Annotated in this window: 13 protein-coding genes; 8 read left to right on the plus strand and 5 right to left on the minus strand. The window is 60.0% G+C overall.

Going from position 1 to position 18707, the window contains the following annotated elements; genetic code table 11:
- Positions 1-51: 51 nt before the first annotated feature.
- The 3 genes from VNZ65_RS12930 to VNZ65_RS12940 all read right to left on the minus strand — a co-directional run bounded on the left by VNZ65_RS12930 (position 52) and on the right by VNZ65_RS12940 (position 4022).
- Positions 52-1614, minus strand: coding sequence for an NADH-quinone oxidoreductase subunit NuoF (locus tag VNZ65_RS12930; protein ID WP_325669580.1), 1563 nt, complete (start codon positions 1612-1614; stop codon positions 52-54).
- Complete coding sequence (locus VNZ65_RS12935) at positions 1611-2120, minus strand: formate dehydrogenase subunit gamma (RefSeq protein ID WP_325669610.1); 510 nt, start codon at positions 2118-2120, stop codon at positions 1611-1613. Before VNZ65_RS12935 ends, VNZ65_RS12930 begins: the two co-directional genes overlap by 4 nt.
- A gap of 264 nt (positions 2121-2384) precedes the next feature.
- The gene (locus tag VNZ65_RS12940; RefSeq protein WP_325669582.1) at positions 2385-4022 is read right to left on the minus strand and encodes an OFA family MFS transporter; all 1638 of its coding nucleotides are present in this window, start codon (positions 4020-4022) and stop codon (positions 2385-2387) included.
- 147 nt (positions 4023-4169) lie between these two features.
- On the opposite strand from VNZ65_RS12940, the gene VNZ65_RS12945 reads away from it, so the two are divergent.
- The 5 genes from VNZ65_RS12945 (at position 4170) to VNZ65_RS12965 (ending at position 8852) form a co-directional block, all read left to right on the plus strand.
- A complete protein-coding gene (locus VNZ65_RS12945; protein WP_325669584.1) occupies positions 4170-5246 on the plus strand; it encodes a substrate-binding domain-containing protein in 1077 nt (358 codons plus the stop codon).
- A 264-nt stretch (positions 5247-5510) separates the two neighbouring features.
- On the plus strand, positions 5511-6296 hold the full coding sequence (locus VNZ65_RS12950) for a basic amino acid ABC transporter substrate-binding protein (protein WP_325669586.1): 786 nt from the start codon (positions 5511-5513) through the stop codon (positions 6294-6296).
- Positions 6297-6309: 13 nt separating this feature from the next.
- Entirely contained in the window at positions 6310-7095 is a 786-nt protein-coding gene (locus tag VNZ65_RS12955; RefSeq protein WP_325669588.1) for a basic amino acid ABC transporter substrate-binding protein, read from the plus strand.
- A gap of 61 nt (positions 7096-7156) precedes the next feature.
- Entirely contained in the window at positions 7157-7951 is a 795-nt protein-coding gene (locus VNZ65_RS12960; protein WP_325669590.1) for a basic amino acid ABC transporter substrate-binding protein, read from the plus strand.
- Positions 7952-8108: 157 nt separating this feature from the next.
- Positions 8109-8852, plus strand: a complete 744-nt coding sequence (locus tag VNZ65_RS12965) for an amino acid ABC transporter permease (RefSeq protein ID WP_325669592.1) — start codon at positions 8109-8111, stop codon at positions 8850-8852.
- 64 nt (positions 8853-8916) lie between these two features.
- Here the strand turns inward: VNZ65_RS12965 and VNZ65_RS12970 are convergent, their stop codons facing one another.
- Together VNZ65_RS12970 and VNZ65_RS12975 are read right to left on the minus strand one after the other, a co-directional pair.
- Positions 8917-12219 carry a UvrD-helicase domain-containing protein gene (locus tag VNZ65_RS12970; protein WP_325669594.1) on the minus strand — a complete coding sequence of 1101 codons (3303 nt, stop codon included), beginning with the start codon at positions 12217-12219 and terminating at the stop codon, positions 8917-8919.
- Complete coding sequence (locus VNZ65_RS12975) at positions 12219-14960, minus strand: PD-(D/E)XK nuclease family protein (RefSeq protein ID WP_325669596.1); 2742 nt, start codon at positions 14958-14960, stop codon at positions 12219-12221. The genes VNZ65_RS12970 and VNZ65_RS12975 overlap by 1 nt, the downstream gene beginning before the upstream one ends.
- A 343-nt stretch (positions 14961-15303) precedes the next feature.
- Here VNZ65_RS12975 and trxA point away from each other — a divergent pair, with 343 nt between their 5' ends.
- The 3 genes from trxA to VNZ65_RS12990 all read left to right on the plus strand — a co-directional run bounded on the left by trxA (position 15304) and on the right by VNZ65_RS12990 (position 18538).
- Positions 15304-15630 (plus strand): thioredoxin TrxA, encoded by a 327-nt coding sequence (gene trxA, locus VNZ65_RS12980; RefSeq protein WP_061532392.1) that lies wholly within the window; start codon positions 15304-15306, stop codon positions 15628-15630.
- Positions 15631-15734: 104 nt separating this feature from the next.
- The gene (gene rho, locus VNZ65_RS12985) at positions 15735-16997 is read left to right on the plus strand and encodes a transcription termination factor Rho (protein WP_014004861.1); all 1263 of its coding nucleotides are present in this window, start codon (positions 15735-15737) and stop codon (positions 16995-16997) included.
- A 248-nt stretch (positions 16998-17245) separates the two neighbouring features.
- Entirely contained in the window at positions 17246-18538 is a 1293-nt protein-coding gene (locus VNZ65_RS12990; protein WP_325669602.1) for an MFS transporter, read from the plus strand.
- The last annotated feature ends 169 nt before the right edge of the window (positions 18539-18707 follow it).

Below are 18707 nucleotides of genomic sequence, written 5' to 3' on the forward strand. Positions count from 1 at the left end.
GCTGTAGCGCTGTCCGCGTGGGCACAAAAGCGTGCCCACCCTACCAATTTCTCAAGCGGCCTGGCCGAGTTCGCCCTTGCCGAAATCTTCCGGGAAATGATCGAGCGCCGACAGCACCGGCAGCGGCGTCATGCTGCCCATGGCGCACAGCGAGCCGTTGACCATGGTGTCGCACAGATCGCGCAGCAGCTTGATCTGCTGTGGCTGACCGGCGACGATCTTGTCGATCACCTCCACCCCACGGGTAGAACCGATGCGGCAAGGCGTGCATTTTCCGCAGGATTCGACCGCGCAGAATTCCATCGCGTATCTGGCCTGCTTCGCCATATCGACGCTGTCGTCAAACACGACGATGCCGCCATGCCCCAGCATGCCGCCGACTGCCGCCATGGCTTCATAATCGAGCTTGGTGTCGAACAGCGACGGCGGCAGATAGGGTCCCAGCGGGCCGCCGACCTGCACCGCGCGGATCGGCTTGCCGCTGGCAGTGCCGCCGCCAAAGTCTTGCAGCAGTTCGCGCAGGGTCACGCCAAAGGCTTTTTCCACCAGGCCGCCGCGGCGGATATTGCCGGCCAGTTGCATCGGCAGCGTGCCCAGCGAACGGCCCATGCCGTAGTTCTTGTAAAAGGCCGCGCCACGCGCCAGGATGATAGGCACGGACGCCAGCGAGATCACATTGTTGATGACGGTCGGCTGGCCGAACAAACCCTCGATGGCGGGCAGCGGCGGCTTGGCGCGCACCACGCCGCGCTTGCCTTCCAGGCTTTCCAGCAAAGCGGTTTCTTCGCCGCAGATATAGGCGCCGGCGCCCTTGCGCACTTCCAGATAGAAGCTGCTGGCCGAGCCGAGGATGTTGTCGCCGAGGTAGTTGGCGCTGTTCGCCGTGGCGATCGCATGGTTCAGCGCCGCGATGGCATGCGGATATTCCGAGCGGACGTAGATATAGCCGCGCGTGGCCCCCACTGCCAGCGCCGCAATCGTCATGCCCTCGATCAGCATGAAGGGATCGTCTTCCATCACCATGCGGTCGGAGAAGGTGCCGGAATCGCCTTCGTCGGCATTGCAGACGATGTACTTTTGCGCGGCGACGGTCGCGGCTACCGTCTTCCACTTGATCCCAGTCGGAAAAGCCGCGCCGCCGCGGCCGCGCAAACCGGAGTCAAGCACTTCTTGCACCAGCGCAGCGCTCGGCATGGTCAAGGCGCGCCGCAAGCCTGCATAGCCTTCGTGCGCCAGGTAGTCCGGCAGCGAGAGCGGATCGGTGATGCCGACGCGGGCAAAGGTCAGGCGTTCCTGTTGTTTCAGATAGGGGATTTCTTCCACCAGTCCGAGCGCCGAACCATGCTGGCCGCCGCTGAGGAAACCGGCGTCGAACAGCGCGGCGACATCGTCGGCTTCGACCGGACCGTAAGCGATGCGCCCGGCCGCGGTCGCCACTTCAACCAGCGGCTCCAGCCAGAACATGCCGCGCGAGCCGTTGCGCACCAACTTGATGCTGATGCCGCGCTGCGCCGCCTGCTGCACAATGGCCGCGGCGACCTGGTCGGCGCCGAGAGCGAGCGCGGTGGAATCGCGCGGGACATAAATGGTGACTGCTGTGTCGAGAGCGTTCATTGCACACCTCGCTTGGCGCGCAGCAGGCGATTGAATTTGTCGCTGCTGACGCGGGCGTGCAAATCATCGTCGATCTGCATGTTCGGGCCGCAGGCGCACTGGCCCAGGCAATACACTGGCTCCAGCGTGAACTGGCCATCGCTGCTGGTGCCGTGGAAATCGCAGCCGAGGGCTGCCTTGGCGTGCGCCACCAGCGCATCGGCGCCGACCGCCTGGCAGGCTTCGGCGCGGCAGATCTGCACAATGTGGCGGCCTGCCGGCTGCTGGCGGAAATGGTGATAGAAGCTGATCACGCCGTGCACTTCGGCACGCGAGAGGTTCAGCTCATCGGCGATCAGCGGCACCACGGATGGCGGCACATAGCCGAGCGCGTCCTGGATGGCATGCAGCACGGGCAGCATGGCGCCCGGCAGCATCTTGAATTCTTGAATAATGGATCTGACCTGATTCAGGTCGACAGACGGGTCCGACGGCACAGCTTGCGGAACGCTAGCTTCGATTTGCATCTTCACAACAGTCTCCTACCGGGATTCAGCACTACAAAAGGCGCTCCGATCGAATGCTGTTCTTATGTACAGCGATGCATCCTGGTCAGCGTGCCGCGGTGTGTCTTGAAATCTGTGTTGCCATTACTGTTTTTATGCTTTTATCAAACTGCCTTGTTACCGGGACAGAGCAGTGCGCCACGCTGCGTTGGCTTGCACGCCCTGTCCCTCTGCTACATGTACTGCGTTTGTCTATTTAGTTGCCTATCCACTTGCCCTAAATACTTACTTGAACAGCACCGCCGATTTTTGCAGGGTGATCGAAATCCCCCAGATCAGCGGAATCACCACCGCTGCCCACGACAGCCACAACAGCGCAGGATTGCCGCCGCTGCCGATACGCGCCATGACTTCCGGCGGCAGCACTGCCTCGCCCTTGGCCGAAGCCTGCTCATGCGCCAGCTGCTTTTCGCGCGCCAGTTCTTCCGGCGTCATGAAATGCTTGGCGGCAATCGGGCGGATCATCAAATTGCACAGCAAGCCCAGCACCAGCATGCCAGCCAGGATGTACATGGTGGTGTTGTAAACCGATTCACGCGGCATGCCGAGGCCAAGCTGGTACTCGCGCATGTAGTTGACCACCACAGGTCCGAGAATCCCGGCGGTAGCCCAGGCAGTCAGCAGACGGCCATGGATCGCGCCTACCATCTGTGTGCCGAACAAGTCCGCCAGATAGGCCGGCACGGTAGCGAAACCGCCACCATACATCGACAGGATCAAACACACTGCCCCCACGAACAACGCCACGTTGCCGCTCGCCCCCGACCATGGCAGGCTCACGTACAACACGAAACCAAGTACAAAGAACACTACATACGTCATCTTGCGTCCGATGTAATCCGAGCAGGTAGCCCAGAAAAAGCGGCCGCCGATATTGAACAGGCTGATCAAACCGGTAAAGCCGGCAGCAATCGCCGCAATCGCCTTCACCTGGTCGCCCGACAACTCGGAAAACTTTGTCGTCACACCCAGCAGGTGGCCGCCGAACATTTCTTGCAGCATCGGCGACGCCATGCCGATCACGCCGATACCTGCCGATACGTTCAGGCACAGCACCAGCCACACCAGCCAGAACTGCGGAATACCCCAGACTTTGCTGGCGTGCACGTGGTGCTGGGTGATCATGGTATTGCTGCTGGCCGCCGGCGGGGTCCAGCCAGCCGGCTTCCAGCCGCTAGGCGGAATCCGGTAGCCGAAAGCGCCAGCCATCATGAACACCAGGTAAATCAACGCCATCACTACAAACGTCTGCCACACGCCGACCGAGGTATCGGTAGCGAAATGCTTCATCAGCTTGTCCGCGAGCGGGCTGCCGATCAGCGCGCCGCCGCCAAAACCCATGATGGCCATGCCGGTCGCCATGCCGCGGCGGTCCGGAAACCATTTGATCAGGGTCGACACCGGCGAGATATAACCCAGTCCGAGGCCGACGCCGCCGATCAGGCCGGAGCCGAGCCAGATCAGCCAGATCTGATGTTCATACACGCCCAAAGCCGAGATCAGCAAACCGCCGCACCAGCACAGCGCAGCCACGAAACCGGCCTTGCGCGGACCAACGTGCTCCAGCCAGCCACCCCAGATTGCCGCCGATGTTCCCAGCAAGACGAAGAACATGGTGAAGATCCAGCCCAGCATCGAAATCTTCCAGTCGCAATTGCTTGCGAATATTTCAGCCAAGAAACTCATATCCTTGGCGCAAACCACCGATTCCTTGATCCCGATCGCCTTTGACAACGGCAGCCAGAACACTGAGAAACCATAAGCCATGCCAATACACAGATGTATCGCCAACGCCGCCGGCGGCACCAGCCAGCGGTTGAATCCCGGACCTGCAATGGTCCGTTGTTTGTCTAGAAACCCCATCTAATTCCCCCCGGAAATGAAAAAGTATTATATGTACCATAGGTAATTACTTACATATAGTTTTATGTGTGAAATATTTTCATTTCCCTTACATGAACGAAAAATATCACTAGCGGCGCGCATACTCAATAGGCTATATTTTGCATAATGTTTAAAGTCAAAATCAAACCGCACTGGGAAATTTCGCGCGACGCCGAGCCGCCGTTGGATACTGCCGTGCTATTGACATTGCTGACGGCAATCCAGGAAACCGGCTCGATCGCCAACGCCGCCAAGCAGATCGGCAACTCATACCGCCACGCCTGGGGCTTGCTGCGCGAAGCGGAAAAGATGTTCGGCCACCCCTTGATACAAACTGGACGCGGCCGTGGCAGTGAATTATTGCCGCTGGCGGAAAAACTGATCTGGGCCGATCGCCGCATCGCCGCCCGGCTATCGCCGACGCTGGAAAGCCTGGCTTCGGAACTAGAGGGGGAATTGAGCAAGGCGGTCAGCGTCCAGCCGCAGGTAATCCGGCTCAACGCCAGCCATGGCTTTGCGGTGGCGGCGCTGCTCAGCCAGTTGAACGAACAGCAGGTACCGGTGGAACTGCGCTATCGCAACAGCGCTGACGCCGTGGCGGCGCTAGCGCGCGAGGAATGCGACCTGGCGGGCTTCCATGTGCCGCTGGGAGAGTTTGAAGAAGCAGCGGTGGCCGGCTACAGCCATTGGCTGGACAAGAACAAGCACTGTCTGATCCATCTGGCGGTCCGCAACCAGGGCTTGATGGTGGCGCCCGGCAATCCGAAACATATAGTCAGCCTGGCCGACCTCAGCCGCGACGGCGTGCTGTTCGTCAATCGCCAGCCCGGCTCCGGCACCCGCATGCTGCTGGAGCTGATGCTGTCGCGGCAAGGCTTGTCGCCGACCGCCATCGACGGCTTCGAGACCGCCGAATTCACGCACTCGGCGATTGCCGCTTTTATTGCCAGCGGCATGGCCGATGTCGGTTTCGGCGTCCAGACCGCCGCCGAACGCTTCGGCCTGGACTTCATTCCCCTGATCCGCGAGCGCTACTTCTTTGCCGTGCCTATCAGCGTCATGAAAGATCCCTTGATGCAGCAAGTCATCGGCATCCTGCAGTCAGCCTCGTTCCGCGACATCGTCAACCAGCTGCATGGCTACGACGGCAACGCCACCGGCGAGATCCTGACGCTTGCCAAGGCGTTCAAGAGCCTGCACTAGCAGGCGCGGTAGCGGCGCCGTCCGGCCCGGACACGCCGTACATGAATTTATTTCCACATAGCACTAACCATCGAGCGCCTTTATGCGCAATGATCTATATAAATCATTGTGGAATGCAAAGATGAATCTAAAATAGCGCATTATTTCCGATGAAATTATCATTTGCATAATATTTTATCCGGCAGCACACTCCCAAGCGCCGAAGAAACCGTTTGCTTGTTGATATGAATCGAACACTTTACCGATATTTACAGGAGATATTCAATGAAACGAATTTTCAATCTGAGTCTGTGCGTACTGTCCGCTGCACTGTTGCTGGCGGCCTGCGGCAAGCAGGAACCGAAAACCACGGCAGCGGCCGAACCCAAGGTCTACCTGGTCGGCGCCGAAGCGACTTTTGCACCGTTTGAATATCAGAATGAACAAAAGGAAATCGTCGGCTTCGATGTCGATGTCATGAACGCCATCGCCGACAAGGCCGGCTTCAAGATCAAGTTCGTCAACACCCCGTTTGAAGGCATCTTCAACTTCCTGGCGCAAGGCGACCGCGACCTGCTGGCGTCGGCTATCACCATCACCGACGAACGCAAGCAGACCGTCGATTTTTCCGAACCCTACTTCGAGGCGAACCAGCTGATCGTGGTGCCCAAGGATTCCAAGGTCGCCAAGTTTGCCGACCTGAAGAACATGAAGGTCGGCGTGCAAAGCGCCACCACCGGCGATGAAATCGTGCAGAAGGAACTGGGCAAGAGTAATCCGAACATCAAGCGTCTGGAATCGGCGACGCTGGTGATGAAAGAACTGGAAGGCGGCGGCGTCGAGGCGGTTGTCTCCGACAATGGCGTGATCAAGAACTACATCAAGAACAATCCTTCGGAAGGCTTCCGCTTCATCGCCGATCCGGAATTTCCTAAAGAGTACTACGGTATCGCCGTCAAGAAGGGCAATGCCGAGCTGCTGGCCAAGGTCAACCAGGGACTGGCGGCGATCAAGGCCGACGGTACCTACGACAAGATTTACGCCAAGTATTTCGCCGACACAGCCAAATAAGCCGGGAGACAACATGAAACGACGATATCTTCCCGCGCTGGCCCTGCTGTGCTCGCTGACGCTTCTGGCGGCATGCGGTAAAAAAGAGGACACTGCCGCTGCGGCTGCTGCGCCTAAGGAATACGTGGTCGGCGCCGACGGCGCATATGCACCCTTCGCCTCCGAGAACGAACAGAAGGAACTGGTCGGCTTCGACGTCGAAATCATGAAGGCAGTGGCCGACAAGGCCGGCATCAAGGTCAAGATCGTCAATACCCCGTTCGACGGCCTGTTCAATGCGCTGGCCCAGGGCGATCGCGACATCCTGATCTCCACCATCACGATCAACGACCAGCGCAAGCAAAGCATGGACTTCTCCGAGCCCTACTTCGTCGCCAAGCAACTGATCGTGCTGCCGGCCGGCTCCAAGGTGACCAAATTCGAAGATCTGAAAGCCCAGAAAATCGGCGTCCAGAGCGGCACCACGGCAGATGAAGCGGCGCAAAACCTGGTCGGCAAGAACAGCCCCAGCGTCAAGCGCTTCGAATCGATGCCGCTGGCGTTCCAGGAACTGGAAGGCGGCGGCGTCGACGCCGTGGTCGGCGACAATGGCGTGGTCACCAATTTCGTCAAGAACAATCCGGGCAAGAATTTCCGCATCGTCAACGATCCGGCTTTCCCCAAAGAGTACTACGGCATCGCGGTCAAGAAGGGCAACAGCGAACTGCTGGCCAAGCTCAACCACGGCCTGGAACTGATCAAGGCGGACGGCACCCAGGACCGCATCTACAAGAAATATTTCGCCGACGAGAAGCTGTAAATCCCGTTTCATTGCCGATACTGAACCTGATCGCCAGCCGATTTATTTTTGCGAGTACACCATGAAAAAATTGTTAAGCCGCTACCTGCCGCTGTGCGCCCTGAGCCTGGGCCTGCTGGCCGTCGGCGCCTGCGGTAAAAAGGAAGAAGCGCCGGCCGCGGCAGCCAAACAGACCCTGTACGTGGTCGGGGTGGAATCGGCTTATGCGCCGTTCTCCGCCGAAAACGAAAAAAAGGAAGTGGTCGGTTTCGATATCGATCTGATGAAGGCGATCGCGGCAAAGATCGGCATCGAGGTGAAATTCATCCCGACGCCGTTTGAAGGAATCTTCAACTTCCTGGCACAAGGCGACCGCGACCTGCTGATTTCCGCCATCACCATCACCGACGAGCGCAAGCAGACGGTGGATTTTTCGACACCCTATTTCGAAGCCAGCCAGCTGATCGCCGTCCCCCAAGGTAATACCACGGTCAAGCAGTTCAGCGACCTGAAGAACCTGAAGATCGGCGTGCAAAGCGCCACTACCGGCGACGAAGTGGTGCAGAACCTGGTCGGCAAGAACAACCCCAGCATCAAGCGCTTCGACTCGACCACGCTGGCCCTGAAGGAACTGGAAAGCGGCGGCGTCGATGCCGTGGTGGCCGACGATCCGGTGGTGCGCAATTACATTACCAACAATCCCTCCGCCAGCTTCCGCGTGGTGACCGATGGCGGCTTCCCCAAGGAGTACTATGGGATCGCCGTACGCAAAGGCAACACCGAACTGCTGGAGAAAATCAACAAGGGGCTGGCCGAGGTCAAGGCGGATGGCAGTTTCGACAAGATTAACCAGAAGTATTTTGGCAACGCCAAGTAAGGCGTGATGAGGCGCAGACTGCCGTTTTTTGGCGGTCTGCGGCAACTACGGTATAATTTTCCGCTAATTTTTTAATATCCTTATGCGCAGCCTGCCGATTGCCGATCCCGGCTTGCGCGTCCGCCTTCATCCTCGCATCATTTCTTCTCAATAATTTATGGATTTCCGCTGGAGCATCATACAAGGCTACGCCCCGCTATTCGTCAAAGGCTTCTTCATGACGCTGCAGGTCGCCGTGATCAGTATCATCATCGGCACCATCCTCGGATTATTTCTAGGCATGCTGCGCCTGGCTGAAGTCAAGCATGGACCATGGAAGTGGCCCTTCCGCGTTGTGAAGGGCCTGGCCAGCTTCTACGTTGCCTTCTTCCGCGGCACGCCGCTGTTCGTGCAGATCCTGCTGATCCACTTCGCCGTCATGCCGGTGCTGATCCACCAGGACAACGGCTTGCTGATTTCCGGCGAACTGGCGCGCACCATCAAGCAAGACTATGGCGCCTTCATTTCGGGCGTGGTCGCCTTGTCGCTCAATGCCGGCGCCTATATCTCCGAAATTTTCCGCGCCGGCATCCAGTCTATCGACCGCGGCCAAAGCTATGCCGCCTCCAGCCTCGGCATGGGCTACAAGGCAACCATGCGCTATGTGGTGCTGCCGCAAGCCTTCCGCCGCATGCTGCCGCCGCTCGGCAACGAAGCCATCACCCTGCTCAAGGACTCTTCGCTGGTATCCGCCATCGGCCTGGCCGAACTGGCTTACGCGGCGCGTACAGTGGCCGGCGCCTATTCGCGTTACTGGGAACCGTACATCACCATTTCGGTGGTCTATTTCGCCATGACGATGATATTGGCGACACTGGTGGGCCGGCTGGAAAAGAAATACGCGGCGCCGCATCACCGCTGATCGCAGTCTTCCTTGCATCGAAAAAGCCCTTGTCTTCTGTCATGAAGCAAGGGCTTTTTTGTCGCTAGTCGATTTCCGACAAGCGCCCATCTACCGTCAGCAGCGCCGTGCGCAGGCGCTTGTCGGCAAACACCGGCTGCGCTGCCTGCCGGTAGCTGCGCAGCTGGGCGGTATATGCCGCCAGCTCGCTGTCGAGCAGATTGCGCTTGTAGTCGAGGATCCAGACTTCGTTCTCGAACACCACCACGCGGTCAAAACGCAGTACTACGTTGTCGGCGATGATTTCCATTTCATTGCGCGCATGCTGATACAGGGCCGGATTGAAAAAGTGTTCCAGCTCGCTTTGCCCAAGGACCGTCTGTGCCTGTTGCCGCACCTGCTTTGCCAGCGCCAGCGGACAAGGCAGCCAGCGCGCGATGGTTTCTGCGTCAGGCAACACTATCGGCCATTGCCCGTGCTGGGTGACGCGTTCCAGCAAGCCATGCAAGGCGACCCCTTCGGCGATCGCCTGGTTATCGAAAGTCGCTGCCACAACGGCCTGCGGCGGCGGCAACTGCGGCGGGTCGAAAATTTCTTGCTGGAAGCGCTCGGCCTCGCCGCCTGCGACGGCATCGGCGACGCTTGCATCAAACGTCGTTTCCGGCACCAGTTCCAGCCTGGCATACCAGCTGTCTTCCGTGACACCGCCGCTTCTGCCGGCGACGCCGCTGACGATCAGCAGCTGCTTGGCGCGGGTAGTGGCGACGTACAGCAGATTCCAGTCTTCCTGCGTCTTGAAGCCTTCCTCGGCCGCGAACAGAGGATCACGTGCAGCCCCGCGTTCGGCGCTGCTGCCGAACGCTGAAAAATGCCGGGGCGCCTCCGCATCCTGCGGCCAGTCGCACAGGATGCCGTAGTCGTCGCGCGCCGGCTTGCTGTGATTGGCGTCGAGCAGCGCCACTACCGGCGCTTCCAGCCCCTTGGCGCTATGCACGGTGAGGATGCGCACGGCATCGGTGGCGGCAGCTATGCTGGCTTCATCGGGCATGTCGCCGGCATGCTGCAGGCCGCGCAAGGCGTCGATGAATTTCGGCAGGCTGGGATAGCGGCCGGCATCCATGTTCAGCGCCAGCTCGACGAAGGTTTCGATATTGCCGATGGCCTGGCTGCGCACCAGCGGCGCTGCCGCCTGGGCATAACGCGCCAGCAACTGGCCCTGGTGCAGAATCTGGTCCAGCAAGTCGTGCACCGGCAAGCGCGGCGCCGCCAGCAGCCATTGCTCCAGCAGGGCGACAGCGCGCTGCAGTACCGGCGGAGCAGGTTCAACTGCAGCCGCCGCACGCAGGCGCGCCCACCAGCCGCGCTCGCCGCGCTGCGCCAGGGCGATCAGGTCGTCGTCGCTGGCGCCGAAGATCGGCGATTTCAGCACATGGCCGAGCGCGCGCGCATCGTCCGGCGTGATCAGGAATGTCAGCAAAGCAATCAGGTCGGAAATTTCCAGCGACTCCAGCAAGCCGCCGCGCTTGTCGGACATGAAAGGAATGCCGGCGTCGCGCAAGGCGCTCTCGTAGGCGCCGAGATGGCTGCGCTTCTTCACCAGCAACATTACATCCGACCAGCGCAAGCTGCGGCTACCGTTTTCCTGCCGCACGCTGAGGCTCTGGCGGGCCTGCCACAGCGCTTGCGCCAGCTGCGCGCCTTCATCGCGACGACGCGCATCTTCCGACTCTTCACGCGCGGTGACCAGCGGATTGCGCAGGCCCGGCGCAGATGCGTCGTCGGCCGCGTCGTCGCCCGCCTGCCTGATCAGCGGCAAGCGCCACACCGCACCACCGCTTTCGCCCAGCGTGGTTTGCGGCGAAAACAAGGGATTGGCGCGGAAACCGGCGTTCAGCACATCGACGATATTGCTGGCGTTGCGGCGCGTCTGGTTGGCCTGCAATACCGCGGCGCCCTGCTCCTGCAATAAGCTGCGGGCGGCTTCAAACACGCGCGGCTCGGCGCGGCGAAAGCGGTAGATCGATTGCTTGGGGTCGCCCACCACGAAGACGCTGGGCTGGCCGGCGTCTTCGCCATAGGCGCTGAGCCAGGCCCGCACGATGCTCCATTGCAGCGGATTGGTGTCCTGGAATTCATCCAGCAGGATATGCTTGTAGCGGGTGTCAAGCCGGCTCTGCAGGTAAGCTGCGCTCTCCGGATTGGTCAGCAGGCGGTAAGCTTGCCATTCCAGATCGGCGAAATCGAACACGCGCTGCTCCGCCTTGAGCGCCTGGTAGCAGTCCAGATAGGCATTGCCGACGCTGAACAGATGCCGGTTCATGCTCAGCACGGTGCGCTCGTAGCTACGCTTGCGCAGCAGTTTCAGCGCCGTGCCGGTGGCGCCGAACTGCTCGTCGAAAGCGTCGAGCGCATCGCCGCCCAGGCTGTTTTCCAGCGCCTTGAGAAAGTCCTTGGTCTTGCCATTGCTGCGCGGCTTACCGTTATCGTCGAAAAACTGCTGGCACAGGGCGTCGAAATTTTCCACCGCAGCGCCGGCGGTCAGCGCCATCTCGATCGCAGTGGCGCGTTTCTGGTTGGTGGCAGAACCCTGGCCCAGCAGCCAGGCGATCTGCTTCACCTGCGCCAATAATTTCTCGTCTGCCCAGAGCGACAAGCGGGCATCGGTGTCTGCATCTTCGCCGCACAGTTCGCGCAGCCATTCCAGCGGCACGGCGGCGCCCTGGCGGATCACCGCCCACCACTCTGCCCGCTTGTCGATGAAGGCATTGAGCAGTTTCCTGGTACTGAAATCGCCAGTCAACTGATACATGGCCAGCAAATCCTGTTTGACGGCGTCGTTTTCTTCATCGTTAAGCGATTGCATGAAACGCAGATAGGCATCCGCCAGCAACTCACCCGTCTTTTCGGTAAGCGAGTAGCCGTGCGGCACGCCAGAGGCCAGCGGTGCGATCTGCAGCAACCGCGCAAACCAGCTGTGAAAGGTGTCGATCGACAGGCTCTGCGGACTGGCCAGCACCCTTTCGTACAGATTGCGCGCGGCGGGCAGCACCTGCGCCAGCTCCTGCGGCGCAATGCCGCGTTCCAGCAGCAGCGTGCGCACTTTGGCCTCGGGCTGCAGCGCCAGGTCATGCAGCAATTCCAGCAGGCGCTCGCGCATTTCCTGCGCCGCCTTGCGGGTAAAGGTAATCGCAAGCAATTCCGACGGCGCTGCGCCGGCCAGCAGCAGGCGCAGCATGCGCGCCACCAGCAGCCAGGTCTTGCCGCTGCCGGCGCAGGCTTCCACCACCACTGACTGGCGCGGATCGCAGGCGGCATTGGTGAAATCCTGCGCTTCAACCACATTGCCGTTCAGGCGGTAGGCGCTCGGCAGAGCCATTGCTTCGTCCATCACCAGGCTCCCTTGCGGCACAGGCCGCGCACATCGCAATACTGGCAAACCGCAGCAACGCCGTTGGCAGGCAGGCCGACGCCACCGGCAATCGCCTCCACGTTGATCCTGATCTGCGTCGCCAGCGCGCCTTGCGCCTGGTCATAGTCAGGCGCACTGACATCGCCGACCTTGTCCTTGGTGGTTTCCAGCGCGACGTAATGGGCCGAGGCTACAGGCCGGTCGGACAGCAAGCCGTAGAACGCCAGCTGATGATCTTCGTGGTCTTTCAGTTTCTTGTTCAGCGCCAGCAAGTTGTTGGTCTTGTAGTCGAGCACGGCGCGTTCGCCGGCGTCGTTTTCATCGATGCGGTCAATCCGGCCGTGCAGGGTCAGGTCGCGCTCCGCCAGCGGCAGCAGCTTTTCATACGCCTGTTCGCCAAAGACAAAACGCCATCCTTCGGCTTCATGCTGATTGGCCCATGCCACATACGGCGCGATCACCTTTTGCCAGCGCGCGTAATAACCGAGCGCAGCCGCATTCTTGCTGATGACGGCGTCGAACAGCTTTTTAGAGATCGCCGTCAGCAAGGCTTCACGTTGCGACGGCGGCAAGGGCTGGTCGCGCAGAGATTCGTGATAGGTCTCCAGGATCTCATGCAGCCAGCCGCCGTAGTCGCGCTTTTCCGGCAGATCAGACAGTTCATCGAGCGAGGCCAGCCCCAGCATGCGGCGGGCAAAGAATTGATATGGACAGGCGATGAAGCTGTTGTAAGCGCTGGCAGTCAGGCGTGCTGGCGTCAGCTGCGCCGCGGCCGGCGCCGGCATGCGCGACGGCCGCGGCTGCAGGCTTTGTACGGCAATCGCCGCCCGCAGTTCCGGCAAGGCCGCTGCGCCAGTACGCGCCAAGGTCAGCTGCAGGCGCTGGATCCAGGGGCTGACCGGATTCGGCTCGCCGTCCTTGTACGCCTGCCAGGACAGCACCACCAGAGGATTCAAGGCGAGCAGCTCGGCCACATCGCGCAATTGCTGGCGCTGGCGGCTCTCGCGCGTGGCCAGGCCCAGTTCGCGGCGCACGGTGTTGGCGAAGAACAGCGTTTCCTGCGGCTGCGACGGCAGGTGGTCGGCATCCGCGCCCACCATCAGCACGGCGTCGAAACTGCGCAGGCGCGCGCCGTTCAGCGGCAGCATGACGACCCGGCGGTCGTTGATGGCGCTGATGAAGCTGGTGTCGTCCAGCTGCAGGTTGACCAGCGCGCGCCACTCGGGAAACGAAAACAGGGCAGAAAAATCATTGCCCGGCGGCGCGATATTCTGCAGCAGCTGCAAGATCTGCTGGCCGGCCGAATCGGCATTCAGCGCGGCGCTCATGCCCAGCGCATCCAGCGCGGCAGCGGTGGTGGCGATCCAGTCGCGCAGATTCTTGCGGCCGCTGAACAATCCGGCCTGTTGCGCCAGCAGGGCCACCGTCTTTTGTTCTGCCGGCGCGGCGCTGAGCGCGCTGGTCACCGCGCGCCATTCGCCGAGCACGTTGGCGCGCCGCAGCAGCAATTCGATCTTCATCACCAGCGCCGATTTGTTGGCGATGCTGTCCTGTTCATCCTGGCCACTATGCAGCAGATCGCTGGCTGCAGCCTTCAAGACGAACGGCGATTTCAGAAAATCGAGCAGGGCCGTGGTTTCTCCGCGCGCGGTGACGACATCGAACCATGCCGAGATGGCGGACGCGGCGCGGGTGGTAGATAGCTTCCAGCCGGTTTCGTCCGCCACATGGATCTGCGCCCGTTCCAGCAAGGCGCGGATGCGCCGCGCCACGACCCGGTCCTGGGCCACGATCGCCAGGCTGGTCTTGCCGGCCTGCAGCCAGTCGATCACCATTTGCGCGCCCTGTACGGCTTCATCCTCAACGTTCTGCGCTGCGCACAATGCCAGTTCCGTGGCGAGTGCGTAGTCAGTTGCAGGCGGCATCTGCTCAGCGCCGTCCGCGGCCTCCACCATCTCCGGCCACGCCAGTGCGTAAATCGGCGACAAGGCATGCGCGCGCCAGTCGAGGGTAATGGTCAGCACCTGCTGGCGACGTGCATAGGCATCGAGGAAGGCTTGCTCCAATGGTTCCGGCGCTACCGAGCTGATCCAGATCAGCGGTTGCGCAGAACTCTCTGCCAGTTGCAGCATTTGACTGAAGCGCGCGGCAATCGCGTCGTCGGCGTCCAGCTGGCTTTTCCAGATCGACCACACCAGCTGGGTTTCATCCGACAGCAGCTTGCGCGCATCCGGCGACAACTGCTCCAGCGCCTGCTGCCAGCGTTGTTCGGCTGCGCCGTCTTCAGCGTCGCCGCCGCCATGCAAGGACGGCAGCATAGCTTGCGTCAATTCATCTGATAGCGCTAACAAGGTCTGCGCCAGCGGCAGCAGATCGGTATTGCGGCGCGCGGTGAACAATTTCTTCAGCCAGCCATGTTGGCGCAATTCCGCATATAGCCGCATCAGGCGCTCACTCGCCGGCAACACATTCGGCAGGGGCGGCATGGTCATCAGCAGGCCTGACAGCGTGAAGAATTGCGGCGGCAGGAAAGTCCCGCCCAGCTGCGCGCTCAGCGCCGCTTTCAGCAGCTGGGCATGGGCAAAGGTCGGCAGGATAACGCGCCAGTGCGAAAAATCGCGCATGCCATCCTCGCCCGCACGGCAGCTCGCCAGCAAGGCGCTCGCTGCAGCGGGCCAGAAGTTGGCGGAAGGCGCGATGAATATTGACTTTAAGGACATGAGGCTCACTGAAGTGTTGCGGCGATGCAGGCAGTCTCGGGCGCGCAGCCCCGGAAAGCGGCCCAGCGGGGCTCTCTTTTGCAACAATTACCTGTCATTTTATGCGAGCCCCTCAAAAAATCCCTGCAAAATAAGATCATGCACCACACTTTTTATCAAAATCGGTTATTATTTAGTGAATATCCCGCCGCAACACCTCTTACCACACCCACAGAAACTTGAATTCGCGCACGGCATCCCCACTTATTCACTAGAATAGGGAACGCCGCAGGCAGCCACCAAGCAGGAATGGTAAGTCGTCTTGGCACACATTGATTATTTTTTCCCTCACACTGAGGAAACCATGAGCGAACATATTAAACACACATCCGACGCAGCTTTTGAAGCAGACGTACTCAAATCCGACAAACCGGTCCTGGTCGATTTCTGGGCTGAGTGGTGCGGTCCATGCAAGATGATCGCCCCGATCCTGGAAGAAGTGGCCAAGGAATACGGCGACAAGCTGCAGATCGTCAAGCTGGATGTGGATTCCAACCAGGCAGTACCAGCCAAGCACGGCATCCGCGGCATCCCGACACTGATCCTGTTCAAGAACGGTGTTCCAGCGGCACAAAAAGTCGGCGCCTTGGCCAAGGGCCAGCTGACCGCATTCATTGATTCGAATATATAATAAGAACCGCGGCGGTGCGCCCGCATCGCCGCTTGTGTTTTACTGACTACACCACGCAGTTCCCTCCCCCACCCAATATTTCCCATCCCGGGACACTCATACCTATGCATTTATCTGAATTGAAGGCGTTACACGTCTCCGCCCTGCTAGAAATGGCAATCGGCCTGGACATCGATAACGCAGCGCGTTTGCGCAAACAAGAACTGATGTTCGCGATCCTGAAAAAGCGCGCGAAATCAGGAGAACAGATTTTCGGCGACGGCGCCCTTGAAGTCCTGCCTGACGGCTTTGGCTTCCTGCGCTCGCCCGACGCCAGCTACATGGCGTCCACCGACGACATTTACATTTCGCCTTCGCAAATCCGCCGCTTCAACCTGCACACCGGCGATTCGATCGAAGGTGAAGTGCGCACGCCGAAAGACGGCGAACGCTATTTCGCGCTGGTCAAGGTCGACAAGGTCAACGGCGAATCGCCGGAAGCGTCGAAGCACCGCATCCTGTTTGAAAACCTGACGCCGCTGCATCCGAACAAGCCGCTGCCGCTGGAACGCGACATGCGCGGCGAAGAAAACATCACCGGCCGCATCATCGACATGATCGCGCCTATCGGCAAGGGCCAGCGCGGTCTGCTGGTAGCTTCGCCGAAGTCCGGTAAATCGGTCATGCTGCAACACATTGCGCATGCGATCACCACCAACCATCCCGACACCGTGATGATCGTCCTGCTGATCGACGAACGTCCGGAAGAAGTGACCGAAATGCAGCGCTCGGTGCGCGGCGAAGTGGTGGCATCGACTTTCGATGAACCGGCCACACGCCACGTGCAGGTTGCTGAAATGGTGCTGGAAAAAGCCAAGCGCCTGGTCGAAATGAAAAAAGACGTCGTGATCCTGCTGGACTCGATCACCCGCCTGGCGCGCGCCTATAACACCGTGATCCCTGCTTCCGGCAAGGTGCTGACCGGTGGTGTCGACGCCAACGCGCTGCAACGTCCTAAGCGTTTCTTCGGCGCAGCGCGCAACATCGAAGAAGGCGGTTCGCTGACCATCATCGCGACCGCCCTGATCGAAACCGGCAGCCGCATGGATGACGTGATCTACGAAGAATTCAAGGGTACCGGCAACATGGAAGTCCACTTGGAACGCCGCCTCGCCGAGAAGCGCGTGTACCCGTCGATCAACCTGAACAAGTCCGGCACCCGCCGCGAAGAATTGCTGATCAAGCCTGACCAGCTGCAAAAGATCTGGGTGCTGCGCAAGCTGCTCTACAGCATGGATGAAATCGAAGCGATGGAATTCATCCTCGACAAGATGAAGTCGACCAAGAACAACGCCGAGTTCTTCGACATGATGCGACGCGGCGGTTAACCAAGGTTGACCGTTCCGGTTGTCGCTGACTGCAACCGGAAACCAAAAAATCTGATCTGCGCGAGCAGGTCAGATTTTTTTTGTGCGCGGAGGAATTGCTGCGGTGCACTTCGTCCCAGAACGACAGTCGAATGATGCGAATGGTGATTTTAAGCAACAGATACATACAATATCGTCACACATAGTCAGAACATGTCTGCCGGTTAAATGCTATCCTTGCGAACCTCCTTTTTTCGCAACGGCACATCATGGCGACTACTCAATCCAGCCAATCGAAATTCGGCACAGTCCTGCGGGTTACCAGCGGTAACTTCATGGAGATGTTCGATTTCTTCCTGTTCGGTTTTTACGCGACCTATATCTCAAAGACGTTTTTCCCGGCCGGCGACGAATTTGCCTCGCTGATGCTGACCTTCATGACCTTCGGCGCCGGTTTCCTGATGCGGCCGCTGGGCGCCATCATACTCGGCGCCTACGTCGACCGGGTAGGTCGCCGCAAAGGCTTGATCACGACGCTGGCGCTGATGGCGCTCGGCACCATGCTGATCGCTTTCGTGCCTGGCTTTGCCACCATTGGTTATGCCGCGCCGTTCCTGGTGCTGGTCGGCCGCCTGCTGCAAGGCTTTTCAGCCGGCGTGGAACTGGGCGGCGTCTCGGTCTATCTGTCGGAAATGGCGACGCCGGGCCACAAGGGGTTTTATGTCAGCTGGCAGTCCGCCAGCCAGCAGGTGGCGATCATCGTCGCCGCCGCGCTCGGCTTTGGCCTGCAGGTGTGGCTGCAGCCGGCGCAGATCGCCGACTGGGGCTGGCGCGTGCCGTTCTTCATCGGCTGCATGATCGTGCCGGTGCTGTTCGTGATCCGCCGCTCGCTGCAGGAAACCGAGGAATTCAAGGCGCGCAAGCACAAGCCGCCGGTGCGCGAAATCCTGCGCTCGATGGTGGACAACTGGGGCCTGGTGATCGCCGGCATGATGCTGGTTTCGATGACCACTGTGTCTTTCTACCTGATCACGGTTTACACGCCGACCTTCGGCAAGAGCGTGCTGCACCTGAGCACTACCGATGCGCTGATAGTGACCTTCTGCATCGGCATTTCCAACTTCATCTGGCTGCCGGTGATGGGCGCACTGTCCGACCGCATCGGCCGCAAGCCGCTGCTGATCCTGTTTACCGTGCTGACCATCCTGAGCGCCTATCCAGCCATGTCATGGCTGGTGGCCGATCCGACTTTCCAGAAGATGCTGATGGTCGAGCTGTGGCTGTCCTTCCTGTACGCCAGCTATAACGGCGCCATGGTGGTGGCGCTGACCGAAATCATGCCGGTTGAAGTGCGCACCGCCGGCTTTTCGCTGGCCTACAGCCTGGCGACGGCGATTTTCGGCGGCTTCACGCCAGCCATCGCCACCGGCCTGATCGAATACACCGGCGACAAGGGTGCGCCAGGCATGTGGATGACGGCGGCGGCAATTTGTGGCTTGATTGCAACATTGTATTTGTATCGTAAAAATGGCAATCAAACCCCTGTGCCGGTAAAAAGCTAGGGCTGGGCGCCCTGCCTGGCCGGCATCCCCGGGAGCAGGAAAAATAAGGATGCAGTGCCGTTTATCTGGCCAAGGCACTGATTTCATTCATTTTTTCCAATTCCCGGCGGGATTTATTGTATAATTTGCGGTTTTCCACCCCCGGCAAGTGATCGACAATCGGGTCAAG

Origin of the sequence: Collimonas sp., from assembly GCF_035566555.1 — a bacterium.
Lineage (GTDB): Bacteria > Pseudomonadota > Gammaproteobacteria > Burkholderiales > Burkholderiaceae_D > Collimonas.